At 40.6% G+C, this 24,079-nt stretch carries 21 protein-coding genes and 1 rRNA gene; 8 read left to right on the top strand and 14 right to left on the bottom strand.

Features of this window, described 5'->3' with window-relative positions; translation table 11 throughout:
- The first annotated feature begins 126 nt into the window (after positions 1-126).
- Both panB and HFD85_RS20070 read left to right on the top strand, forming a co-directional pair.
- Positions 127-942 (top strand): 3-methyl-2-oxobutanoate hydroxymethyltransferase, encoded by an 816-nt coding sequence (gene panB, locus HFD85_RS20065; protein WP_167613849.1) that lies wholly within the window; start codon positions 127-129, stop codon positions 940-942.
- 106 nt (positions 943-1,048) lie between these two features.
- Positions 1,049-1,756, top strand: coding sequence for an RluA family pseudouridine synthase (locus HFD85_RS20070; RefSeq protein WP_167613851.1), 708 nt, complete (start codon positions 1,049-1,051; stop codon positions 1,754-1,756).
- Between the two features lie 87 nt (positions 1,757-1,843).
- On the opposite strand, the gene HFD85_RS20075 is transcribed toward HFD85_RS20070, so the two are convergent.
- Positions 1,844-2,344 carry a cytidine deaminase gene (locus HFD85_RS20075; protein WP_240925084.1) on the bottom strand — a complete coding sequence of 167 codons (501 nt, stop codon included), beginning with the start codon at positions 2,342-2,344 and terminating at the stop codon, positions 1,844-1,846.
- 152 nt (positions 2,345-2,496) lie between these two features.
- On the opposite strand from HFD85_RS20075, the gene HFD85_RS20080 reads away from it, so the two are divergent.
- The 4 genes from HFD85_RS20080 to HFD85_RS20095 all read left to right on the top strand — a co-directional run bounded on the left by HFD85_RS20080 (position 2,497) and on the right by HFD85_RS20095 (position 7,354).
- Positions 2,497-3,426 (top strand): glucosaminidase domain-containing protein, encoded by a 930-nt coding sequence (locus HFD85_RS20080; RefSeq protein ID WP_167613853.1) that lies wholly within the window; start codon positions 2,497-2,499, stop codon positions 3,424-3,426.
- 141 nt (positions 3,427-3,567) lie between these two features.
- Complete coding sequence (gene tyrS / locus HFD85_RS20085) at positions 3,568-4,860, top strand: tyrosine--tRNA ligase (protein WP_167613855.1); 1,293 nt, start codon at positions 3,568-3,570, stop codon at positions 4,858-4,860.
- A 77-nt stretch (positions 4,861-4,937) separates the two neighbouring features.
- Entirely contained in the window at positions 4,938-5,885 is a 948-nt protein-coding gene (locus HFD85_RS20090) for a Wzz/FepE/Etk N-terminal domain-containing protein (RefSeq protein WP_167613857.1), read from the top strand.
- 8 nt (positions 5,886-5,893) lie between these two features.
- A complete protein-coding gene (locus tag HFD85_RS20095; protein ID WP_167613859.1) occupies positions 5,894-7,354 on the top strand; it encodes an O-antigen ligase family protein in 1,461 nt (486 codons plus the stop codon).
- Positions 7,355-7,361: 7 nt separating this feature from the next.
- On the opposite strand, the gene HFD85_RS20100 is transcribed toward HFD85_RS20095, so the two are convergent.
- The 3 genes from HFD85_RS20100 to HFD85_RS20110 form a co-directional block, all read right to left on the bottom strand.
- A complete protein-coding gene (locus HFD85_RS20100) occupies positions 7,362-8,567 on the bottom strand; it encodes an AGE family epimerase/isomerase (RefSeq protein WP_167613861.1) in 1,206 nt (401 codons plus the stop codon).
- A 485-nt stretch (positions 8,568-9,052) separates the two neighbouring features.
- A complete protein-coding gene (locus HFD85_RS20105) occupies positions 9,053-9,424 on the bottom strand; it encodes a hypothetical protein (protein WP_167613863.1) in 372 nt (123 codons plus the stop codon).
- A 265-nt stretch (positions 9,425-9,689) separates the two neighbouring features.
- Positions 9,690-10,397 carry a ThuA domain-containing protein gene (locus HFD85_RS20110; RefSeq protein ID WP_167613865.1) on the bottom strand — a complete coding sequence of 236 codons (708 nt, stop codon included), beginning with the start codon at positions 10,395-10,397 and terminating at the stop codon, positions 9,690-9,692.
- 185 nt (positions 10,398-10,582) lie between these two features.
- Here HFD85_RS20110 and HFD85_RS20115 point away from each other — a divergent pair, with 185 nt between their 5' ends.
- Complete coding sequence (locus HFD85_RS20115; protein ID WP_167613867.1) at positions 10,583-11,821, top strand: alpha/beta hydrolase family protein; 1,239 nt, start codon at positions 10,583-10,585, stop codon at positions 11,819-11,821.
- A 6-nt stretch (positions 11,822-11,827) separates the two neighbouring features.
- On the opposite strand, the gene HFD85_RS20120 is transcribed toward HFD85_RS20115, so the two are convergent.
- Positions 11,828-13,891: a helix-turn-helix domain-containing protein gene (locus tag HFD85_RS20120; protein ID WP_167613869.1), complete on the bottom strand. Its 2,064-nt coding sequence runs from the start codon at positions 13,889-13,891 to the stop codon at positions 11,828-11,830.
- A gap of 278 nt (positions 13,892-14,169) precedes the next feature.
- On the opposite strand from HFD85_RS20120, the gene HFD85_RS20125 reads away from it, so the two are divergent.
- On the top strand, positions 14,170-15,879 hold the full coding sequence (locus tag HFD85_RS20125) for an acyltransferase family protein (RefSeq protein ID WP_167613871.1): 1,710 nt from the start codon (positions 14,170-14,172) through the stop codon (positions 15,877-15,879).
- Between the two features lie 129 nt (positions 15,880-16,008).
- Here the strand turns inward: HFD85_RS20125 and miaB are convergent, their stop codons facing one another.
- The 9 genes from miaB to rrf form a co-directional block, all read right to left on the bottom strand.
- The gene (gene miaB / locus HFD85_RS20130) at positions 16,009-17,355 is read right to left on the bottom strand and encodes a tRNA (N6-isopentenyl adenosine(37)-C2)-methylthiotransferase MiaB (protein WP_167613873.1); all 1,347 of its coding nucleotides are present in this window, start codon (positions 17,353-17,355) and stop codon (positions 16,009-16,011) included.
- 73 nt (positions 17,356-17,428) lie between these two features.
- On the bottom strand, positions 17,429-18,070 hold the full coding sequence (locus tag HFD85_RS20135) for a ferredoxin--NADP reductase (protein ID WP_167613875.1): 642 nt from the start codon (positions 18,068-18,070) through the stop codon (positions 17,429-17,431).
- Positions 18,071-18,244: 174 nt separating this feature from the next.
- On the bottom strand, positions 18,245-19,249 hold the full coding sequence (locus tag HFD85_RS20140; RefSeq protein WP_167613877.1) for a sugar ABC transporter substrate-binding protein: 1,005 nt from the start codon (positions 19,247-19,249) through the stop codon (positions 18,245-18,247).
- A 133-nt stretch (positions 19,250-19,382) separates the two neighbouring features.
- Positions 19,383-19,958: a Maf family nucleotide pyrophosphatase gene (locus tag HFD85_RS20145; protein WP_167613879.1), complete on the bottom strand. Its 576-nt coding sequence runs from the start codon at positions 19,956-19,958 to the stop codon at positions 19,383-19,385.
- Between the two features lies 1 nt (position 19,959).
- Positions 19,960-20,490 (bottom strand): KdsC family phosphatase, encoded by a 531-nt coding sequence (locus HFD85_RS20150; RefSeq protein ID WP_167613881.1) that lies wholly within the window; start codon positions 20,488-20,490, stop codon positions 19,960-19,962.
- A complete protein-coding gene (locus HFD85_RS20155; RefSeq protein WP_277345462.1) occupies positions 20,490-21,371 on the bottom strand; it encodes a Rossmann-like and DUF2520 domain-containing protein in 882 nt (293 codons plus the stop codon). The genes HFD85_RS20150 and HFD85_RS20155 overlap by 1 nt, the downstream gene beginning before the upstream one ends.
- Complete coding sequence (locus HFD85_RS20160) at positions 21,329-22,036, bottom strand: superoxide dismutase (RefSeq protein WP_167613885.1); 708 nt, start codon at positions 22,034-22,036, stop codon at positions 21,329-21,331. The genes HFD85_RS20155 and HFD85_RS20160 overlap by 43 nt, the downstream gene beginning before the upstream one ends.
- A gap of 72 nt (positions 22,037-22,108) precedes the next feature.
- Positions 22,109-23,710, bottom strand: a complete 1,602-nt coding sequence (locus HFD85_RS20165) for an O-antigen ligase family protein (protein ID WP_167613887.1) — start codon at positions 23,708-23,710, stop codon at positions 22,109-22,111.
- 272 nt (positions 23,711-23,982) lie between these two features.
- Positions 23,983-24,079: ribosomal RNA gene (gene rrf / locus HFD85_RS20170) — 5S ribosomal RNA — on the bottom strand; the annotation flags it as partial.

The following is a 24,079-nucleotide window of genomic DNA, read 5'->3' on the forward strand; positions in this document are numbered from 1 at the left end:
GAAATATATTGCGTTGCAGCGGTTAATATTCGTTAACGGATGTATCCGGCTCAGCTAAAAGACTTATGTTTTTGGGCATCACAAAAGCTTTATCTAATTTTGCTGTATCATTTAGAACGAAAAAATATGTCAGTTCATAACGAAGTACGTAAAGTAACCACGCACCGTTTATCGGAAATGAAACTGCGCGGCGAAAAAATTGCCATGCTCACCGCATACGATTACAGCATGGCGCAGTTAGTAGATGAAGCAGGAATTGATGTGATATTGGTTGGCGATTCGGCATCGAATGTTATGGCCGGCCACACCACGACACTGCCAATTACGCTGAATGAAATGATCTACCACGGAGCCTCGGTGGTTCGGGCAGTAAACCGTGCCCTGGTAGTGGTCGATCTTCCTTTCGGAACTTACCAGGGGAACTCAAGAGAAGCATTAAGTTCAGCTATCCGGATAATGAAAGAAACGGCTGCCGACGCGGTGAAGCTGGAAGGAGGTGAAGAAGTCCTGGAATCGGTAAAACGCATCCTTTCAGCAGGGATCCCAATTATGGGTCACCTTGGCCTGATGCCGCAATCGATACATAAATTTGGTACGTACTCGGTAAGAGCAAAAGAAGACGCCGAAGCAGAAAAACTGATCAGTGATGCCAGGTTGCTGGAAGAAGCCGGATGTTTCGCTCTCGTTCTGGAGAAAATTCCTGCCGAGCTTGGCAAACGCGTTGCCGACGAAGTAAAAATTCCGGTAATTGGTATTGGGGCCGGTGGTGGTGTCGACGGACAGGTACTTGTAATTCACGACATGCTCGGAATCACCCAACAGTTTTCACCACGATTTTTACGTCGCTACCACAACCTGGCAGCTGAGATAAAAGGTTCGGTAGGCAATTACATAAACGATGTAAAAGCACAGGATTTTCCGAACGAAAAAGAGCAGTATTAAAATTCAAGGCAAAAGGTAAAGGTTGAAAGGCAAAAGTACGAAGATTAATGTTTGAATTAAATGTTCTTACTTGCGGCTTGCGGCTAACAACTTGCAGCTATTTGAGATGAAAGTTATATACGAAGACAACCATATTATTGCCATAAACAAGGCGTGCGGTGAAGTCGTTCAAAGCGATAAAACCGGCGATGAAACTGTTATGGACATGGTTAAACATTACCTGAAGGAGAAATACAACAAACCGGGTAATGTTTACCTTGGTCTTCCCCACCGGCTCGACCGCCCCACAAGTGGGATTCTTATCCTGGCCAAAACCAGCAAGGTATTGCCGCGGCTTAACAAGCTGTTTCAAACCAAGGGTGAAGTGCATAAAACTTACTGGGCAGTGGTTGATCACCGTCCACCGAAATACTCCGACACCCTGAATCACTACCTGAAGAAAAACGAAGAACGCAACCGCAGCTACGCTTATACCGAGCCTGTAGAAGATGGAAAATTTGCCAGTCTTACCTATCGTCATGTGGCCAGCATCGATCGCTATCACCTGCTTGAGATTGAATTGCATACCGGCCGTCATCACCAGATAAGGGTGCAACTGCGCCAAATAAAATTGCATATTAAAGGTGATCTGAAATATGGGTTCCCGCGTTCAAATAAGGATAAAGGCATTCATCTTCACGCGAGAAAAATTGAACTGATGCATCCAGTGAAAAAAGAACTGCTTACCATTGTTGCCGATCCACCCAAAGATCCTGTTTGGGATGAATTCATGAAACTGTTCCATACCGGTAAATTCAGCCCGGTGGAGGTTTAATTATGAGCTTTGAGCTTTAGGAAACATCTTCCACAGCACCTTTCAAAATCAACTTTGAACTTTGAACCCTGAATTTTGAACGCTGAACTACCGCAGTGCTTTGGGTTTAAATGCCAGTGGCAGCAAACTTTCTGCTCCATCAAGAATGTGAATACTGTCACTTCCGTCAAGGATTATTCGAATTGGTTTTTGAAAACGAACTTCGGTTTCCACCATCACCTGGCGGCATGATCCACAAGGCTGAGCCGGTTCTTTTAACAGACCGTTATGATTTTTTGCACTAACCGCAATGGCGACAACCGAAACTTTTGGGAATTTGGCATGTGCATAAAACAGTGCCACACGTTCAGCACAAAGACCATCGGTAAAATCGGCATTTTCCTGATTATTTCCTTCAACTATTTCGCCATTCTCCAAAAGCAGGGCCGCTCCAACATGAAAGTGTGAATAAGGTGCATATGCATTATTTGAAGCAACGCGTGCTGCTTCTACCAGCTTTTTATCTGTTGCTGATAGCTCTTCAAGCTTATCGAATTCCTGAAAGGCTATTATTATTTCGCGGGTACGCATTTGTTCCGTTTTGTTCAAATGTACAATTTTAAAGGGAAAATGCGTTTCACAGCACATATATTCAAATAATATGGGCTTACTCACGTTGTTTTGTTTATAAAAAAAGAATCTGGACGTATTCAAAAACAGGTGAAGCATCTATTTTTGAGATCGTATTGAAGCAGTTAAACATGAGACTACTAATTATAACGACTTTCCTTTTATTTCTAAGCACAATTAGCAAGGCACAAATTTCCAGGCAGGAGTACATCAAACGCTACCAGTTGCTGGCTATCGATGAAATGAACCGCAGCGGGATTCCGGCAAGTATTACCATGGCGCAGGGGTGTCTGGAATCGGGAAACGGGAACAGTGAATTGTCGCGAAAATCGAATAATCACTTTGGAATAAAATGTAAAAAAGGCTGGAAAGGCAAAAAAGTATATTACGACGACGATCACAAAAATGAATGTTTCCGGAGTTATACTTCGGTTGAAGAATCGTACATCGACCACACCAACTTCCTGATGGACAATCCGCGTTATGCCGAGTTGTTCAAACTCGAGCATACGGATTACAAAGGCTGGGCAAAAGGCTTAAAAAAGGCGGGATATGCCACAGCTCACGACTACGATAAACGATTGATAAAAATAATTGAAGAGAACAAACTTCACCGCCTCGACCTGCGAATGACCGTTAATGAAATGAGTTCGTTCGAGCAAAAAAGCATGGGGCGAAATGTTTCTTCCTCGTTAACTATTAATCCGTACAAATCGCACGAGGTAGTTAAAATGAACCGCATAAAAGCCGTTGTGGCGAAAAAAGGCGACACCTTCGAAATGATTGCGCAGGAACTGGGACTTAATGACTGGGAACTTTATAACTACAACGACCGTGGTCCGGGGTACAAACCCGTGGCAAACGAGGTAATTTACATTCAACCAAAAAAGAATAAATCGAAAGCGCGGGCAACTCACCGGGTTCAGGAGGGCGAATCGATGCATTTTATATCGCAGATGTACGGGATTAAACTGAGTTCGCTTTATCGAAAAAATAACATGGATCCAGGGCAGCAACCGGTTCCCGGGCAAATAATTAGCCTTCAAAAAAAGAAAAGATAGCAGTTCTTATTTTATTCCTCCCTAAACAATTGGTTTGTAAACCAATTTAATTGGTGGCGTCCACTTGTTTTCTCCGGTTTTAACTCAGTTTACGGCTGCATTTTATATATTTGCGCAAATTTTAACAAACGATTTTTTCCGATGAATTTTGTAGAAGAGCTGAAATGGAGGGGGATGTTACACGATATCATGCCCGGAACTGAAGAACAATTGCAAAAAGAAATGACAACAGCCTATGTTGGTTTCGATCCAACTGCCGAGTCGTTGCATATTGGAAGTTTAGCTCCGATTATTTTGCTAAAGCGCTTCCAGCTTGCCGGCCACAAACCGGTAGCGCTTGTTGGCGGAGCAACCGGTATGATTGGAGATCCTTCAGGCAAATCGCAGGAACGTAATTTATTGAACGAAGAAACACTGGAACGTAACCTGAATGGCATAAAAAAGCAGCTTTCGAAATTTATTGATTTTGAAAGTGACAGTGAGAACAAGGCCCTGATGGTAAACAATTACGACTGGATGAAGGACCTTACTTTCCTGGAATTCATTCGTGATATTGGCAAACACATCACCGTAAATTACATGATGGCAAAAGAATCGGTTAAGAAACGATTGAATCCGGATGCAAAAGCCGGTATGTCGTTCACCGAGTTTACCTACCAGCTGGTTCAGGGATACGATTTCTACTGGTTAAATCAGAACCTCGATTGCAAACTGCAAATGGGTGGCTCCGACCAGTGGGGAAATATCACAACCGGAACCGAACTGATCCGACGCAAATCGAATGGTGAAGCTTTTGCATTGACCATTCCACTGATTAAAAAAGCTGACGGAACAAAATTCGGCAAAACCGAATCGGGTAATGTTTGGCTCGATCCAAACCTGACTTCGCCATACAAATTCTACCAGTTCTGGCTGAATACCACCGACGAAGATGCTGAAAACTACGTCAAAATTTTTACTTTCCTGAGCAAGGAAGAAACTGAAAATCTGATTGCAGAACACAAGGAAGCACCGCATGCTCGCGTGCTTCAGAAAAAACTTGCCGAAGAAGTTACAACTATGGTTCATTCGCGTGAAGAATATGAAATGGCTGTTGAAGCTTCTCAAATTCTTTTCGGAAGAGGAACTGCCGAGCAACTCCGGAAACTGAATGAAAGCACCTTTCTGGCTGTTTTTGAAGGTGTTCCCCAGTTTCAGATTAGCAAAGCTGAGTTGGAAGAAGGCATTAATGTGATCGATTTTCTGGCCGATAAAACCGGTGTTTTTCCTTCGAAAGGTGAACTCCGCAGAACAATTCAGGGAAATGGATTAAGCATCAACAAGGAAAAGATATCCGATCCGGATCTTACAATCGGAAAAGATCACCTGATTGGCGACAAATACATCCTGGCTCAGAAAGGAAAGAAAAACTACTTTCTTATCATTGCAGAATAGGCTTTTTATCAATAATAGCAATACTAAAAATCAATCGTTTTCGTTGAAGTAACACGATCGAATTGAAACCACATTCTATGGAAAACTTTTTTGACAACAGGCGTATTCTGGAAATGATCTGGAAACGCAAATTTCACTTTGTAATTATCGGGCTTATTGCAATAGTTTTATCGGCTATTTTTTCGGGTCCCGCTTTTATTACACCGAAATATAAGTCAACGGCGCGCATCTATCCGTCAAATATCTGGACAATGAGTAATGAATCGGAAACTGAGCAAATGCTGGAAGTACTGAATTCCAATGATATTAAATTTCGAATGTTTGAAGCGTTCGACCTTGACCAGGTTTATAAAATTAACAAGGAAGACCCGAACTACATTACCTACATGCTCGATGCCTACAATACCAATGTAAGCGTTAACAAAACGGAATACGAAACAGCAGAGATAAAAGTAATGGATTACGAACCGAACCGGGCTGCTAACATGTGCGATTCCATCATCCATTTTTACAACCAGAAAGTTCGAGAAATCCATAAGGCAAAGGACAAGGAAATGGTTGACCTATCGATGAAATCGCTTACCAAGAAAAAGGAAGAATTGAAAGGACTTGAATCGAGTCTGGATAGCTTAAGAGAAGCAACCGGGATAATCAGTTTTAGCCGGCAAGTACCCGAGCTAACTCGTGGATACGTTACAGCACTGGCCAACGGAAGAGGAAATTCGGCAGATACGAAAAAGATCGAAAAACTCTATGACAACTTTAGTGAAACCGGAAGCCAGGCAATGATCCTGGAAAATAAATTCAATCGCACAGCTAGCACAATCGACTCGTTAACTGACGTTTACGAACGCTACCTCGTGGAATACGAGAAAGACATTACTTACAGTCACATTGTGGAATATCCTTTCGCGACCGATAAGAAATCTTACCCGGTACGTTGGCTGATCGTAATGCTTTCAACTGTTTCAGCAGTATTTGTTGGATTACTTGTATTTCTTGTTCTCGACTACAAAAAAGCGTAGAACACCCGGTGCTTCAAAACATTTACATACGCCTTTCGTTATTCTACCTTTTGTCGGTAGGATTTATTGCTCTGAATCTTTGGTTCGTTGTGCAAAAGGATATGATGGTGTTAAATGCACTTCCCGTATTATTGGCCATTCTTCTGGTCGCTATTTACTCGTTTGACAAGATTATTTACCTGGTAGCTTTTTTCGCACCACTGTCAATACAGCTGCACGAAGTATTGCCGGGTTTGGGATTCGATATGTATCTCCCTACAGAACCACTTCTGTTTGGGGTGCTTATATTATTTATTTTGAAAGTAATTCACGAGCGCAGATTTGATAAAAAAATACTACTCCATCCTGTTTCCATAGCCATTTACATCAACTTGTTCTGGCTACTTATTACCAGCTTCACAAGTTCGATGCCTTTGGTTTCATTTAAGTTTGTGGTGGCACGCATTTGGTTTGTGGTGGCACTATACTTTTTAACTGCCAAGTTATTTTCCGAAGGTAAAAATATGGAAAAATATGTGTGGCTTTATGTGGCTGCATTCATGATCGTGGTTTTTTATGCCACCTTCCGACACCTTGGATACGGGCTCTGGGACAAACAGGCAGCGCATTTTGTAGTGTCGCCGTTTTATACCGACCATACTTCATATGGGGCAGCTTCTGCTTTATTCCTGCCTTTTATGGTAGTGTTTATGTTTCATCCGAATTTTTCAAAGCGTTTCAAAATCATCTCGGCGTTTGGATTCTCCATAGTACTGCTCGGATTTATACTATCATATAGCCGTGCTGCCTGGTTAAGCATTGTAGTTACTCTGGTAGTTTGGGTAATTCTTTTGTTGAAGATTCGCTTTAAACCACTTTTTATTACTTTCCTTGCACTTCTTGCCTTGTTCTTCACCTTTCAAACGCAAATTTTCATGAAGTTGGAGAACAATTCAAAACAGTCGTCGGCTAATATGATGACACATATTTCGTCAATGTCGAACATTACAACTGATGCATCGAACCTCGAACGAATTAACCGGTGGAGTTGCGCCATCAGGATGTTTGCCGATAAACCTGTTTTTGGCTATGGTCCGGGTACCTACATGTTTCAGTATGCTCCTTACCAACTTACAAAGGACAGAACCATTATCAGCACCAACGCCGGTGACGGAGGAAATGCGCACAGCGAATACCTGGGCCCCTTGTCGGAGTCGGGAGTGTTGGGATTGCTTACATTCTTATTAATAATAACTGTGGTAATTTACACTGGAGTTAATGCTTACACCCGCATTCGTGACCAACGGCTGAAGCAACTTGTATTGGCTGCCCTCTTAGGTTTAATCACCTACTATATCCATGGGTTCTTAAATAATTTCCTTGACACCGATAAGCTGTCTGTGCCATTTTGGGGATTTACAGCCATGATAGTTGCCATCGATATTATATCCAAAAATCAGGATAAAAAAGAGGATCTTTTGCCGGAATAAACTTCAACTAATTTACAACAGCATTTATTCGGTTCATCATCTCGATCATTGCCCGTGTGTTGTGATACGGACATTTCCAAAATCCGGCCTTATCTTCGGTTTCGTAGGGTTCTCCGTTTTTATTTACACGTCCAAACCATTCACCGTTTTCGTAATCGATCATATTTTCCTTAATGAATGTCCAAACCTGTTTAACTTCTGCTAAATACTTTTCAGCTCCACTTATTTGCCAGGCGTCCATCGCACCAACCATTGCTTCGGCCTGTGGCCACCAATGTTTGTCAGTATCCGTAAGGTTTTCTTCAGTTTCATAAAAAAGAGAACCATCAGCATCTCTACCGTCTTTTAACGTTGAATCTACCAGCAAAAGAGCCGATTTTTGAGCACCGGCGATCACCTGCTCATCTCCTGTTTCAATGGCCGCTTCGTGAATTAACCACGCTCCTTCAATATCGTGTCCGTACGAAACAAGTGTACTTTTACAGGTCCAGTCCATTTCGAAGAACAGGTTGAAATGACCTGTTTCCTGATCAATAATATGCTGCTGAAAGACATCGATCAGATGAAGTATTGAAGACTTTAATCGCTCATTGGGCCAAACACGATAAAGATTGGTATAGGGCTCTAAAATGTGTAGGTGCGTATTCATCGACTTTGGATAATTGGCATCTTTCTCACTGAGGCGCATATCCTTCAGCGGATTCCAGTTTACATCCAGAGCTTCGATATATCCTCCGTCCTTTTTATCCAAATAATTATTTTCGAGAAGTTGATATAGTTTTTTTGCGTATTCCAGGCTTTCCGCATTTCCTGTAGCACGATAATATTCAGAAAACGCATAAATCCCAAAGCCCTGTGCATAGGCCTGCTTCCGGGTATTTAACCCTTGTCCGAGATGATTGACTTCCCAAATGAGTCCACCATTCTCCTTATCCCAAAAGTAAGTTATTAAATAATCGAATGCTCTGTCGGCCAGTCTCGAAAGTTTCTCTGAACCAATCAGATTATAGGCAGCCGAAAAAGTCCACAGCAAACGCGTATTTAAAACAGCCCCCTTCGATTCCCGAGGTTTCACTTCGCCAAAATGATCGATTCGTCCAACAAATCCACCAAATTGTCCATCAACAGCCTGACTGCTCCAAAACTCAAGAATATTATTCAATTCGTCCAGTAATTCTTCTTGCAAATACTCAAAATCGATGTTGCTATTCATGATTATTTTTTGGCTTAATAAGAGGTTATTGTGTCGTTCTTTGTTAATTGTAATTTTTACAGTTTCACTTAAGCTGGAAAGGTACAAAGATAAGTTGAAAAGTTGTTCGCAAAACTGGCGTCTACATCAATGTCAAACCGATTGTAAAGTTATTTATGGAGGTTGAAGAAGATCAGGTGTCAGAAAAGAAGAAGGGCAGTTCAACAACTGCCCCCTTAAATGTTAACCCCCAAACACACAATAGGTCTGAACGACCTATGACACAAATCTAAATAAAAAATTAATCGACACAAATTTTTTTCACTTTTAATTCCTATTGAATATCAAAGAATTGCTAATTTATATTGAATTTAAGCCGAGCCTTATAGTTTCGACACAAAACAGAAAGGACAGCTCCTAAAAACTGTCCTTTGATGTTATAAAAAGCTGCTACCTTCAAATTGATGGTCAGATCATCTCAAGTGTACGTTGGCTCCTTCCATTTTTTAGCAAAGTGCCGGTTCAAGAATCCGTTCATTGGCTCCGTGAAGCAAATGATCAACCGCTTCGTCGTAAGATTTTACCTCTCTGTTGATTTTCAAGATGTGAAACACAGGATTGGGTTTATCCACCATTTCACAATAAACGGGATAACGCGTCATAATTTTTGGAATCAATTTCCCGTTCGGATAATCAAAGGAAAACTCTTCGTGTTCAGCCAGTACAAATTCCAGATCCGTTTTATCAGACTTCTGCTTAAAAAAACGGGCGTAAACCATATACACCTTCCCATCAGGCATACCGTAGAAACGAACCGGAAGTCCCGTTGGGATGTACGTCATACTTGATTGGTGGATTAACTTGGCAATAACATTCATATTGAACAAGTTATATTGGTTTGTAATGCCTACTAAATTAAACAAAAAAGTTAAAACAACACATATATCAATATTTCTAAATGTTAAATTATGTTATAATTGATGTTTTATAGCAGCGAATTACTGAAAATCATGGCATTTTGCTAACAGAATAATCGTGTCGCCGTGCAATTTGGTTACAAATCGCTTTGGGATTAAACCTCAGTAACAAATTATGTTGATAAAGAGGGCATTTAACAATTTGAAACAGAACTGCTCACCGGGGTTACTTTTTTGCCAAATAATGAATGGCCTGGAATAACAACTTCCTGTAGTCTTTCTCAACGTAGGTGCGCTTATCATGCCCGGGTTGAATGTATAAAACAGTTGAATTTCGGAAATGATTTTCCCAGGCTACGTAAGGCATGCTATTCGGGTGAGTTGTGCTTAGCAATGGTTTTACCTTGTCGGAAATCTGAACATTCCCGTAAACTTCATCAAAAAAGCGAAGTTCCCTGAATCCATTTGTAACAGGCGTATAGTTTTCTATCCGGCAATACACCCAAACATCGTGTTCATAGGTCGAAAGCAGATCTTCTTCCACATTTTTGCCTTCCTGCACATATTTTCCACCAATAATTGATTCAAATTCGGGCCAGGCCTGATACGATACCAAGGCATGATGTAAAAACAAAAATGGTTTTCCTTCCTGCGCCAAACGAAGATATGCCGTGCGCTCTTCGAGACTAATGTTTTGCCACATGTCGTAAAAAACCAAAACATCAAATTCGTCGGCTTTACCGAGGGCAATCTGTCGGTTAGCCTCCGGCTGTGCAAAATGCTCGTATTCTATTCCATCAAACTCATCGAATAGTTGAAAAAACTGCAGCGTATCGAACGAGTGACCTCCTGTTACCAACATCACTTTAATTGTTTCTGCTTTTACAGATAGACTGAAAACACAGAGCGCTATAAGAAGTAGAAGTTTTTGCATAAGGCTATTTTAGTTTCTTTAAAGTACGTTGCTAAAGTTATGTTTTTAAAACAATATGTTTATCAAAAACGTTATGGTCCTTTCAACATCACCTGTTCATATTTTTGAAACATATTGTTGACGCATAGAAAAACTCACAATAAAATACCATAAATTTGGTTTTAACTTATTGAAAATACATTGCCATGGAAAATTTTTTACGACGCTTAATTTATTTTTTCGCCTTTATAATTGTATTTGCATCTTGCGACGATTTTGAGGATGTACCACCGCAAAATAACGATGAATATTTAAGCAACTATTCAAAAATAGCCAGCAGCTCAAGATCGCTGGATCAAATTCAATTCTTTATCACTCTGGCATCGCTGCAATATCCCGAACTGGCTGCGATAAAAGACAAGTTTACCTCTGGAGTTGATGTTTATAAAATTACCTACAAAACAACTTTTGATGATGGTGAACGTTCGGCCTCCGGATTGGTTTGTTTACCAACTGAAAGTGGAACCTACCCGATTATGAGCTACCAAAATGGGACCAACACGCTTCACAGTGCGGCCCCCTCAGTGGATCCGGGAAATGAACTTTTTCAAATGCTTGAAGTAATGGCTTCAACAGGTTTTGTAGTTGTTATACCCGATTATTTGGGTTTTGGAGCTGCCGATGACATGTTTCATCCTTACCTGGATAAAACCTCTACCGTACAAAGTATTGTTGACATGTTACATGCAGTTGAGGAACTGGTTGCCAAAATTGAATCCGTCGACTTAAATAACGATTTGTACCTCAACGGTTATTCGCAAGGTGGCTGGGCAACCATGGCGCTTCAGCGTACTATTGAAACACAATATGGTTCTAAATTCAACCTGAAGGCCAGTGCCTGTGGTGGCGGGCCGCACGATCTTGTTGCATTTACAGATTTTCTGGTTAGCCAGGAAACATATCCTATGCCTTATTTCCTTGCCTATTTAATTAACAGCTACGCAAACCTGGGCATGACAACACCAATGGATTCGATTTTTCAGGAACCATATGCCGGCAGAATTCCAAATTTGTTTGACGGAAGTAAAGATGGCGGTGCAATTAACGCGCAGCTTACAACAACCATCAGCGAATTATTACACCCAGGATTTATTGAAAACTGGAATAAAGGAGGAATTTACGAATCGCTTTATACCATGCTCGAAGACAATACCAATTCAGGCTATTCAACTACTACGCCCACTTTGTTAATTCATGGAATGAGCGATACCTATGTTCCTTCGTTTTTGAGTGAAAACCTTTACACTGATTTCACCGTAACAAACGGCGTCAGTACTGATTTAGTCACTCTTATCGAACTTCCGGGATTGGATCACACTGGTGCTATTGTTCCGTCAGGATTGACTTCAATAACCTGGTTTATTGATATTAAAGACGGAAATTAGAAGTTTCTAGATCAAATACATTTCTTTTAAAGTAGCTTTCAATCGATTGTGAAAGTTGTTGAAATTGGTTTCCAGCCGTGAGAATGTTCGGCGGTAACCGCGTTCTTTACGCACATCATCTAATGCCGGGTCCAGCTGGATAAAAGGAATGGTCCAGTAGTAAAACTGCTCTTCGTGTGAGAACAACTCCAGATAAGAATAGGCTTTTTTCGGATCGCCGGTAGCTGCATAATACATACACAGATTAAGATTTTTATAGATCGAATCATCGTTAACAGTGTAGTTTTTAAAGGCTTCCAGAAACTTTTCTGCCTCTTCTTTTTTCCCGAGTTGCAAACAGGTGTAAGCGATTTTGATATCCTCCTGCGGGTAAATGTCCAAACCAGCAGCCTTTTTTATGGACAGATAATGCTGATAATAATCGTAAGCCGCCTGGTAGTCGCGCTGAAAATAACAGATTTTAGCCAGCTCCTGGGCAATGTCCAAACGGTTTGTGTCCTTTTCAAGTGCTGCAGTTAGCGATTTTCTGAGTTGATTCAGGTCCCCGTTTTCCGCAAAAATAATATAGGCCTTCAGGTATTCCGAGTATAAGTTACCCGACCAATACACCATCGATTTATTGACGTATTTTAAGGCCTGCTCTTTAAATCCCGCCTGAACTAAAGCATTACTGATGTGTAGGTAATTTACACCATTTGTTATCGAATCGAAAGCCGCCGGATCGACCTGTAGTCCACGCAAGGCATATTCCAGGTATTTCTCGGTATCGGGAATATACTTGGCATACAAATCAACCATAAAATACAACACCAGATCGTAGTTCGGATTGTAATCAAGCGCCTTTTCAAAATACGGAACTGCCAGTTCGTATTCGTTATGTGCCATGTAAAACAGTGCCTTTGCAATTAAACTCTGCGGCAATTTCGAATCGTGAAATAAAGCCTGATCGGCATAATAATTTATCGAGTCGGTATATTCACGCATCGTCTTATTGGCTTCCAGAAAATAAAAGGCCATAGCTGTTCCGGCATAAGCACGGGCAAAATTCTCGTCGAGTTCGAACGCTTTGTGAAAATGCCCAATTGCCGCCCATAGATTTTCCGGCTGAAGAATGCGAAGTAAATCGAGTCCTTTTAGAAATTCGTCGTAGGCGGCTACATTCCCGGTAGGAGCTTTCTCCATTCTTTCCTGTTCTTCAGGAGTAAGGATCACTTCAATCTCATCGGTAATATTCTTTGCAATTTCGCTCTGCAGCGCAAAAATATCGCTGATCTCGCGTTCGTATTGCCGGCTCCAGATATGACTGTCGCTTGTAGCTTCTATCAACTGAATATTCAGCAAAATCCGGTCGCCTATCTTTTGTCCACTGCCTTCTACTAAATAACCAACATTTAATTCTTTAGCAATCTCCGGAATCGTTTTAGGTTGCATCCGGTATTTTTCAACCGAAGTACGGCTAATCACACGCAAATCTTCAACAGCCTGCAATTTATTGAGCGTCGACTCCATTATTCCGTTAATGATATAGATGTTGGTTGAATCGTTACTATCGTTTATAAACGGAAGGACAGCTATTGATTTGGGTGGCAACTTGTTTTTAGTGTTTCGTTGAAAGACAAAAATCACAGCCACAATAATGAGTGCAAGGAAAAACAGAGTAACAGGAAGCACCGGGAGCTTTTTCCTTTTAACCGGTTTCGGATCACTTTCTTCTTCAATTTCTTCCGGAGTTGAACTTTCCGGCATACTACCGGGGGGATAGCCAAAGTGCTCGCGAAAACATTTAATAAAATAGGATACGCTTCCAAAGCCAACTTTATACGAAATCTCAGAAACCGTATAAGTTTCGGTTTTTAGCATCTCAGCGGCATGCTCCAAACGAATGTTCCTGATAAACTGACTAACCGAAAGCCCACTTGCTTTTGAAACTTTCCGCAAAAGGTTTGAGCGACTCATCCCAATTTTATCAGCCAATTCGCTGACTCCAAACTGTTCATTCGAAAGCTGCTCCTCGACAATTTGCCGAAGCCGGGCTAAAAATTCGGTATCGCGGAAATTGGATGCTGGCATAACAACTTTAATTGTGATCGAAATTAAGTTTTTTTTCAGACATATGCGAACCCGGATTAAAACCCTTGTTTCAAGGGCTAAATTCACGTTTGCGTCATAATTTATATCCGTGCATCATTTGTTTTATCACCCGGTGCAAAGCTTATGCAAACAGCAGCATAGTTGATTGTAGCTGCATCGAGCTTTATCGGAACTTTACATTATCAAAATCGAAGCAAATTTTTTAGCCAAAACGAATGCAAATGCTGGAAAAAGCAAAACATCAAAATAGTAACATCATGAAAACAAGAATCTATTTTCTCGACAATCTAAGAACCTTCCTTATTTTACTGGTTGTGGTTCTTCACTCCGGACTGGTTTACGAAGCCGTTCTGCAAAATTCATGGATTGTAGTCGATCCGGTTAAAAACAATAATATTGGACTCATTCGCATGTACCTCGACCTGTTTGTCATGTTCAGTATCTTTTTTATCTCGGGTTATTTTGTGCCGTCTTCGGCAAAAAAGCAAAATAGCTTTAGTTACCTGAAATCGAAATTTAAAAGAATCATGATCCCCTGGGTTATTGCCGTACTTACTCTGATCCCGGCATACAAATTCATCTTTTTATACTCGCGCGGGTTGCCTCAGGAAGAATGGTTCACGTATTTCCATTGGTTCGAAAGAGCAGGTACCGACCTGTCGTTTTATGCCAATAATCCAATACAAAACTGGTTGTGGTTCCTGCCTGTGCTGTTTATTTTCCAGGCGATTTATCTTGGCTTGTACAAAGCGAAATTGCTGAATTTCAATATTTCGCTAAAAACTGCCGTGATTGCCACTTTAATTCTAGGTTCGGCTTATGGTGTCTTCATTTCATCGGTAGGACTAAATGGATGGTACCACTCAGCTTTGCTACATTTTCAGCGCGAACGTTTACTGGTTTATTTCCTCTCGTTCTTACTCGGAACATTGTGTTACAAACTCAAAGTTTTTACAGGCGAAAAAATGAATCGTAAAATGTACATTGTATCCAATATTGTGGTTACTTTTTCGCTCGGAATATTTACCGCCGCAGCATTAAACACCTTTTTTAATATTATCGATCCGCAGCGGCAGTATTATTTTATTTCTGAATTCGCCGACCGGGTCGTTTACTATACTTCAGGTCTGATATCGATGCTTGCACTACTTCATGTGCTAACCTATGCATTCAGAAAAAGTCTGAACAAAACCAATGCACTGTTAAACGAACTCAGCAAAAACTCCTACGCAGTTTATATTATACATGTGATAGTAATGGGCGTAATCGCCGTTACACTGCTTGATTTCCCGGCACCTGCCTTTTTGAAATTTGCTATTTTATCCATATTAACTTTTGTCCTTTCGAACATGATGATTTACTCGTGGCGAATGGCTACACAAAAACAATTTAACATGAAAACAATTGCAACGACTTTGATGGTAATTTTTATTCTCGGAGCTGCCTTTCGCGGGTATCCCGGTACTTCAGGAAATGAAACGAAAACAGAAACAACAAAACAACAGCCTCAATGCCAAAAAAGCTTACACGCTGCAGTAATAAGTAACGATCTTGCTTCAGTAAAAGAAATTATCGCTTCGGGTGTCGATATTAACGAAAAAGAACCGGCCAGCGGTTCGAGCCCTCTGTTAACTGCTGCCATGTTTGGCCACACCGAAATAGCGGCTACCTTATTGAAAGCAGGAGCTGATATTAATTTTACAAATAACGATGGTTCCACAGCTTTACATACAGCAGCATTTCTTTGTAACACAGAAACCGTAGAATTACTGCTTCAAGAAGGCGCCGATAAAACGGTAAGAAACAACGGTGGAGCAACTGCACTTGAATCGGTCCAGGCTCCCTTCGAAATGGTAAAACCAATTTATGATTACTTAGCGAGTGTTTACGAACCGCTTGGAATTAAAATCGATCAGGAACGGATAAAAGAAACCCGCCCGAAAATTGCGAATTTGCTTGCTAACTAAAATCCTTTTTAAAATGTTTCTCGTAATAATGATCGGGGAAGGATGAAACAGTTTACTATAACTGTTGAGTGAGGATGAAAGGAGGTAATATTTACCTCCTTTCTTTATATCAGTTTTTCAAGGTCTGCCTTAAGCAACTACTTCAACCTCAGTCTTTACCAATTCCCCTTCCATCGAGAAGTCGGAAGCCGAAGTGATTTTTACATCCACAAATTGGCCGATCAGCTTTTCATTTTCAGCTGCAAAACGAACAATCAGCTTGCCTTCAGTGTGGCCCGATAAATAACCTTCTTTTCGATCGGTACCACGCACAAGAATGCGTTTGGTCTGCCCCACTAAATTAGAATTGAAAGGTAAATTGTGTTTCCTTAATTCTTCTGTCAGCACATGCAAACGACGTTTCTTTTCTTCCTGCGGAACATCATCAATCCAACGGTGACTGGTTGCTCCCGGCCGAGGCGAATAAATGGCCGTATACGACATGTTGAACTTGAATTCTTCCATGGCTTTACGGGTGTTGTCGAACTGCTCATCGGTCTCACCGGTAAATCCAACAATAATATCAGTAAATATGGTGGCCTGTGGAATCACCCTGCGAATGGTTTCAATGATGTGGCGGTATTTTTCCATATTGTGTTTCCGATTCATTCGCATCAGCACTTTATCGTCGCCACTTTGCATAGGCAGGTGAATCTGTTTCGCCAGCACCGGATATTGTCCGATTACTTCAATCACTTCATCGGTCATGTCGCGTGGATGTGGCGAGGTAAAATACAACCAGAATTCTTTTTTCAGGCGATTTCCCAATTCACCAATTTCGCGTAATAACTGCGGAAAGTTGATTTCCTCCCCTTTTTTATCAAGACCATAGGAATTCACATTCTGCCCCAGAAGTGTTATCGATTTGTAGCCCTGAGCGACAAGCAAGGCCACTTCGGTAATTATGTCTTTCGATGGTCGCGAAACTTCTCGTCCACGTGTGTAAGGAACGGCACAGAAGGTACAGAACTTATCACACCCGTTCTGGATCGGAATAAAAGCCTCGAATCCCGATTGATAGTTTGGCTTAACATTCCAGAATTCTTCGATATTCTCGTTATGCGGATCGATACCCACTTTCAGGTGAGTTGGTGTAGCTATACCGTATTGACTGATCATCTCAGGCAATTTCGGCAGATCTTTCATTTGGAATGTTATATCGAAAAGCTTCAAAAACTTCTCGTGATCGTCGGGCAATACACAACCCGAAATAAAAGTCACGAGGTTCTTAGTATTTTTCCACTTGTTCCATTTATGTATCCTGGAATATACCTTGTCGATGGCTTTCTGACGCACTGAACACGCCAGAATTCCAATCAAACCTGCTTCCTCTTCATTGTCGGTCCATTCGTAACCTGCTTCATTCAAAACAGCGTTCACCCGCTCTCCATCCGACAAATTCATCTGACACCCTAAGGTTATTACGTGGTATTTCATGCAAAAAGTTCAAAGTTTGAAGTTCAAAGTTTAAAGTGAACTTTGAGCTCCTGAATAAAAAAATCATCAACGTTTAAAAATAAACTTCCGAAAAAATATTCGACACCGGAATTCCCTTTCCTGTTAAGATATCGAATACTTCATAAATCATTTCGCTGTTTCCACACAGGAAACAGTTGGTATCCTTCTCAATATTCTGTTCGGCAAGATAAGTGGTTACCCTGCCGTAAAAATCTCCTTTCGTTTCGCCGCTGGTACAAAGCGTAAGCCTGTCCGGATCGAAATCCCGGTGATCGTAAGCTTCTTCTGCAAAACGAACACCATGGACCAACCGGTAATCCATTTCGGAATGTGTGCGCACAAAACTATGAAACGGACTGATACCGGTTCCGGTTGCCACAAACAGAAACTTTTTTACTGCATACATGTCGGGCGAAAACTTAAAAAAGCCAAAAGGACCGTCAACCTGTACAGTATCACCAGCTTTTAAACGTTTTAGTTTGGCCGAAACTTTTCCGCCTTCAACTTCGCGAACCAGTACTTCAATAAAATCATCCTTCTCGCCACTGTAAACTGAATATTCCCTGCGATCGATTCCGTTGAATCCAAGCAAAATAAACTGCCCCGTCTGAAAAATCATTTCATTTCGTTCCAAACGGATAACAAAGGTTGATTCCGTTAACTGTCTTGTTTGTATGACTTTATGCTCCTTCAATTATTAAGACTTTTTCTAAATAATCGAGCGCAAAACTACAAAATTTAATCGGGGTGGCAATAAATGAGAATCAGTACCTTAAATAATTTCAACCGGGTGGTTGCGAAATCAGAATTTTTTGACACAAAAAAAGGGACCTCACACCGAAATCCCTTTTGATAAATTAGCAAATTGCTATTTGTAAACTTCCTCCTCCGTTTGATAGCCCTCGGAAATTACAGTAAGTTTAAGATTTTCCTTGTTTACGATCATTCCGTTAAAGAATACGGTTGGCACTAATTTCGCTCCATTACTAACGGTCTGGAAAGTGTTTTCGTGTTCTCCACTTTTGGCTAGTTTAACCGCAAGTTCTGCGGTTGCAGCTGCCATTTTTTCATACGGTTTGTAAATGGTACATGTTTGTTTTCCGGCAACAATAAGTTGAAGATTTGGTAGGTCTGCATCCATTCCGGCTACAAGAACTCCTTCCTTGTCTTTTTCTTCCAACGCTCTGATAACGCCACGTGCAATGGCATCGTTGGCCGAAATTATTGCATCAACATTCTGATTACCATTCAACAATTTTTTTGCATTTGCATACCCTTCTTCCTCGCTCCAGTCATTTGTAAATTCGTTGTAAATGATGTTAATGTCGCCACGTTCAACCAAAGGTTGAAGTACATTACGCTGACCAAGATATAATAACTGACTGTTGTTATCATTCAAGGCCCCACCAATAAGTGCGTAGTTACCTGTTGGCTTGATTTGAGTAAGGTATGAAGCCTGTAAATCGCCGATCTCAACGTTATCGGTCGAGACATAATAATCCAACTTACAATTCTTAATTAACCTGTCGTACGAAATTACCTTGATATCATTTTTGTGCGCTTCTTCTACTATACTGGCAGCTGCAAATTGGTCAACGGGTACAACTACCAGCACGTCAACACCGTTGGCGAGCAGTTCTTTTGCCTGTTTCAATTGCGTGTCAGCATTGTTTTCGGCAATTTTAACAATTACGGTCCCTCCTAGTTCGCTGACTTTCTCTTCCAGAAAATCGCGATCTTTTTCCCACCTTTCACGATCGAGTGCATGCAGAAGTAATCCGACTTCAACTTTTTCATTTTTCTGCAAGGCACATCCACCGACAAAAAAGACGGAAACAAATAAAAACGTCAGTAATTTAATCGGATAATTCATAATATAGAAATTTGATCTAAATCGGCCTTTCTATTCAATTTACGAATTATCCGTGAAATATGTTAAGCACAGTTTTCGATTTAATCCTCTGTTATGCAACACACTAATTATTGTAACCTTTTTAGTTGAAGGATTAAAATCTTTGAATTTGTTCGTATAATTTTTGAATGGGCAATCCCATGACGTTATAAAATGAGCCTTCGATTGAAGTTATTCCGATGGCGCCAATCCATTCCTGGATTCCGTAAGCCCCGGCTTTATCGTAAGGTTCGTAAGCCTGAATGTAATATTCTATTTCTTCGAGTGTTAGCTTTTTGAAAACCACGTTGGTTAGCGATGAAAATGATTTTGATTTTTGATTCGTAGTAAGACAAACACCGGTAATCACCTGGTGTTCTTTTCCACTAAGGTTTTGAATCATTTCGAGAGCATCCTGAAATGTTTCGGGTTTACCAAGAATTTCGTCTCCTAAACAAACAATTGTATCGGCTGTAATAAGTAAATCCTTATCGGCTAATTCTTTTATAAATGGCTGCGCTTTAAGTTCGGCCAGGAAAACCGGAACTTGTTCTTTTGACATTCCAGCCGGATAAACCTCTTCCACTTCTTTTGTTTGAACTGTAAAATCGATGTCGAGTGATTTTAACAATTGTTGTCTCCGGGGCGATTTTGAAGCCAGTATGAAATTATATTCAGGAAACCACTTCATACTAAAAAGCTCTTGAGTTCAACATTTCCGGAGTAAACCACTTACCCTGCGCCTTTAGTGTTTGTTCGATAACATCACGAACGCAGCCATCGCCACCATTTTTATCAGAAATATATTTCGAAAGCTCTTTAATTTCCGGAACTGCATCGTTTGGACAGGTTGCGACACCAACTGCCTGCATCACATTAAAATCAACAAGGTCGTCGCCCATAAAAAGAATCTCGTTGGCATTTAACTTTGTTTTGGCCAAAAAATCGTTCAGGCATTCTACTTTGTTTCGTGCCTTATCGTAATAATGTTCCACGCCAAGCTTTGTATAACGCAACTTCACGCGTTCAATATATCCGCCAGTAATAACCGCAACAGGATATCCCATTTTTATGGCACTACGAATTGCAAAACCATCTTTTACATTGGCTGTTCGAATCGGATCTCCATCTTCGTTAAGTGGTGAAGTATCTCGCGACAGCACACCATCAACATCAAATACAAATCCTTTTACATTGCATAACTCGTCTTTAAAAAATGCCATTATTCTTTTGTTTGATGAAGTTCAAAAATACTCCTTGAAATTGAATTGTACAATTCTTTTAATTCGGGGTACTCCATTAAGCTTTCAAGGTGATTGTTAATTATGTTTTCGTCGAATCGAATGGCCGGTCCGGTCTGTGCCTGTTTAGGCTGCATTTCAGTTGCCTTATTGGCTGTTTCCTCAATGAGGGGATGTAATACTTCGAATGGAATTTCCTGATCGGCCAGGTAGTTGGCTGCCAGCGTGTAGAAATGATTCACAAAATTACAGGCGAAAACGGCAGCGATGTGCAGGCTTTTTCTTTTGGCAGAATCCAGCACTGCAACTTTGCACGAGATTTTTTCTGCAATCTCAATCAACCTGTTTTCATTCCTTTCGGAATTTGCTTCGATAAAAACCGGAATCAGTGAAAAATCAACCTCTCTGCTTTTTGAGAAAGTCTGAAGCGGATAAAGCACGCCGGTGTTTTCGGAATAAACATTAAGTACAGAAAGTGGCAAACTTCCCGAACAGTGTACAAGCAGTTTATTCTGAAAATCAATTTTCGATAAAACTTCATGCACTACTGCGTCTTTTAAGGCTACGAAATAAATATCAGCATCAGCTACAATTTCTGAAGTTGAGTTGGTAGAATCTGCATCAAGTTGTTCAGCCAATACTTCTGCCGAGCTCAAACTTCGGCTATAAACCTGAACCACTTCTCCGGCTTTTGTGTGAAGTGCACGGGCTAAATGTGTTGCCAGGTTACCTGCTCCGATGAAACAAAATTTAAGGCCCATAATTTTCTTGAATTTTTGTAAAAATAATGGGCCTTTGTTTATGTACCAAACTCCTGTGATTAAACTTTTGAACTTACCAATCGGTTGTTGACAACATTCCAATTAACAATGTTCCAGAAATTGTCGACGTAATCGGCACGTTTATTCTGATAATGCAGGTAATAAGCATGTTCCCACACGTCGAGACCTAGCAGCGGTGTTCCCTTTGTACTTACTATATCCATCAACGGATTATCCTGATTTGGAGTACTGGTTACAGCCAGTTTTCCGTCTTTATCAGCAATCAACCATGCCCAACCGCTTCCGAACTGCGTTTTAGCTGCTTTTCCGAATTGCTCTTTGAAAGCATCAACTGTACCAAAATCAGTCTCAATGGCTTGCTTCAAGTCTGCAGGAATTTCGCCCTGCTCAGGAGTCATATTCTCCCAGAAAAGTGCGTGATTGTAAAATCCTCCACCGTTATTTCTGATTGAAGCATCCTGTTTACTTATGCTTGCAAAAATCTCTTCCATTGGCATATTCAGAAGTTCAGTCCCCTCTGCCGCTGCCATGAATTTGTTAAAGTATCCGTTGTGGTGCTTGGTGTAATGCAGTTCCATTGTTTGGGCATCGATATAAGGTTCCAATGCATCGAATGCATAAGGTAACTCGGGAAATTTGTGTCCTTCAAAGCTTTTAGTTTCTGACGCACACGATGCCAGTGTTCCAATAAATGGCGTGGCAGCTGCAACCACTCCTACTGTTCCTATAAATTGTCTTCTTTCCATAATGCAATTTAACTTTTACTAGACAAACACTATGAAAGCCAAATTGTTTGAAAATTAACGACTGACCTGTATTTATTTTACGTTTGAAGGTTTGTTTAGCCTTAAGTAGACGGCAGGCCCGGTCAGAAAAAAGCAATAAAAAAAGAAAAAGAATGAGCTGCCCATATGCGATTCCAGGTTAGAATCTGAAAAATTAACAAAGAACATAAACGTGAGGAAAAGCAAAAATAATGGATCGCGATAACGCCTTGTTTTTATAACCGGAAAAGCCAGCAGGAATATAATCAGTATAAAGCCTGGAATCCCGAATTTTACCATATAATTTAAATACTGGTTGTGCGATGAAGCATACCGACTTTCATCCAATTGTGCATGATTTGCTTCGAAAGCATTAGCAAATGCCGTGCGCCAATTACCAGTTCCCACACCGAATAACCAATTCGATTTTATGATCGAAAATGCAGCTTTTACATATTCAATCCGTTGAGAGAAAGATTTGTTATTGGAATTACCCGTTTTAGTGTAAACATAATATTCCCAAATGGTTTGATAAATTCTGGGATAAAGTGAATATTTTTTTGCAAATACGACGTTTGCTATTCCTTTCTCCACATTGGCAACATCAGCATCAGTTAAAGCCTGCACCCCCTCGGCGTCTTTTCTGAGTCCTTTAGAAGTAATGTAACGTATTAAGGTTGAAGAAACCGGGTAGCCATTCTCGCCAAGCGAATCGTACTTTAATTCCGATCGTTTATTCCATTCCTCACGCATTTCCTCTGCACAGACATATAGATACACATAATGACCATTTTCAACCAGGCTATCCTTATAATTATGATAATATGCATTTCCCTGGGCTGTTACCTTATCAATGGTTTCAGTATTGATCTCTTCAATATCATAAAAATCATTGACCACCTTATTTAAATAGATAATCGGTACCGTAACCAACAAAACAAAAACTACAGCCAAAGGTATTTTTGCCTCAGGATTACTTAACCTTGAAAATAGGTAAAGTGAAAAAAACAGGCCGCCGGCTCCAAAAGCAATCAAACCTGTTAACGATTGTTGTAGCGCCAAAAATGCTGCATATATTCCTAAAAGTATAACTAACGTAAGTACAGTTTTTTTTTGAATCCCTGAATAATTGTAAAAAAGAAAAAAGACAAGAAACCAAATCACCAGGTTTAACTGAAAACTGAACCGTATATGTGAAATGAGGCTTATATTATGTATGCTGAACGTATCTTCTTCAAAATGTCCGTACTTCCAACGAAATAAAGAAATAATAATGGCAGTAAGAACAGAAAAAGCAAAAGCAAATAAAATAAAACGTTTCTGCCTGCTATTGATCTCTTTTCCCATACTGAAAGCAAAAGGAAACACGAGGTAGAACATGGTCTTTTGTACATCGTAAAACGATTTATCATGTTTTAATGTGAATAGAGTACTTACAACATATAAAATGAAAATAATCGGCACCAGCAAATTCACTTTCCGCCTTTTTAGGCGTAACCATTTATTTTGCCAGGTATCTTCGAATAATGCAGCTAATAAAACTAAACCACCGGCGACAGAAACCAAAGCCTCAGATAATGGAAGAACAAGTACAAATAGTACAAGTGTTACAAAAAAGTAGTTGGAATTGAAAAGTTCGGTCAAGTATTTCTTCATTCTTCGAAGCGGTTAAAACAATTGAATAACGAAGTTCAAATATAGATATTGTACAAAGAAGCCCTTGCTTAGCTGAACACGGGTCCGTTGGTTGACGGAGTGGCAGCGACCACTGCTGACGACACCTGTGATTGGCAGGATTGTCCGTCACCTCCGGCAGAGTTTGATCCTCGTCAGATTCGTCCAACCCGAATCAGATACCTGTCATCGGGGCTGCCCCGTTTTATTCCATAAAAAAACCTGACTCCTTTACAGGAATCAGGTTCTAATTAAGGTGGCAGCGACCTACTCTCCCACTGTTACGCAGTACCATCGGCGCTGGCGGGCTTAACTTCTCTGTTCGGAATGGGAAGAGGTGGAACCCCGCCG

The sequence above is a fragment of the Maribellus sediminis genome, assembly GCF_011799805.1.
GTDB lineage: Bacteria > Bacteroidota > Bacteroidia > Bacteroidales > Prolixibacteraceae > Draconibacterium > Draconibacterium sediminis_A.

Excerpts from the sequence above, each read along its gene's own strand:
- HFD85_RS20090 (WP_167613857.1), top strand. The coding sequence starts at position 4,938 with ATGGAAAACTTTTTTGACAACAGGCGTATTCTGGAAATGATCTGGAAA.
- HFD85_RS20070 (WP_167613851.1), top strand. The coding sequence starts at position 1,049 with ATGAAAGTTATATACGAAGACAACCATATTATTGCCATAAACAAGGCG.
- panB (WP_167613849.1), top strand. The coding sequence starts at position 127 with ATGTCAGTTCATAACGAAGTACGTAAAGTAACCACGCACCGTTTATCG.
- HFD85_RS20110 (WP_167613865.1), bottom strand. The coding sequence starts at position 10,397 with ATGCAAAAACTTCTACTTCTTATAGCGCTCTGTGTTTTCAGTCTATCT.
- HFD85_RS20165 (WP_167613887.1), bottom strand. The coding sequence starts at position 23,710 with ATGAAGAAATACTTGACCGAACTTTTCAATTCCAACTACTTTTTTGTA.
- HFD85_RS20115 (WP_167613867.1), top strand. The coding sequence starts at position 10,583 with ATGGAAAATTTTTTACGACGCTTAATTTATTTTTTCGCCTTTATAATT.
- HFD85_RS20160 (WP_167613885.1), bottom strand. The coding sequence starts at position 22,036 with ATGGAAAGAAGACAATTTATAGGAACAGTAGGAGTGGTTGCAGCTGCC.
- HFD85_RS20145 (WP_167613879.1), bottom strand. The coding sequence starts at position 19,958 with ATGAAGTGGTTTCCTGAATATAATTTCATACTGGCTTCAAAATCGCCC.
- HFD85_RS20125 (WP_167613871.1), top strand. The coding sequence starts at position 14,170 with ATGAAAACAAGAATCTATTTTCTCGACAATCTAAGAACCTTCCTTATT.
- HFD85_RS20150 (WP_167613881.1), bottom strand. The coding sequence starts at position 20,490 with ATGGCATTTTTTAAAGACGAGTTATGCAATGTAAAAGGATTTGTATTT.
- miaB (WP_167613873.1), bottom strand. The coding sequence starts at position 17,355 with ATGAAATACCACGTAATAACCTTAGGGTGTCAGATGAATTTGTCGGAT.
- tyrS (WP_167613855.1), top strand. The coding sequence starts at position 3,568 with ATGAATTTTGTAGAAGAGCTGAAATGGAGGGGGATGTTACACGATATC.
- HFD85_RS20100 (WP_167613861.1), bottom strand. The coding sequence starts at position 8,567 with ATGAATAGCAACATCGATTTTGAGTATTTGCAAGAAGAATTACTGGAC.
- HFD85_RS20080 (WP_167613853.1), top strand. The coding sequence starts at position 2,497 with ATGAGACTACTAATTATAACGACTTTCCTTTTATTTCTAAGCACAATT.
- HFD85_RS20105 (WP_167613863.1), bottom strand. The coding sequence starts at position 9,424 with ATGAATGTTATTGCCAAGTTAATCCACCAATCAAGTATGACGTACATC.
- HFD85_RS20120 (WP_167613869.1), bottom strand. The coding sequence starts at position 13,891 with ATGCCAGCATCCAATTTCCGCGATACCGAATTTTTAGCCCGGCTTCGG.
- HFD85_RS20140 (WP_167613877.1), bottom strand. The coding sequence starts at position 19,249 with ATGAATTATCCGATTAAATTACTGACGTTTTTATTTGTTTCCGTCTTT.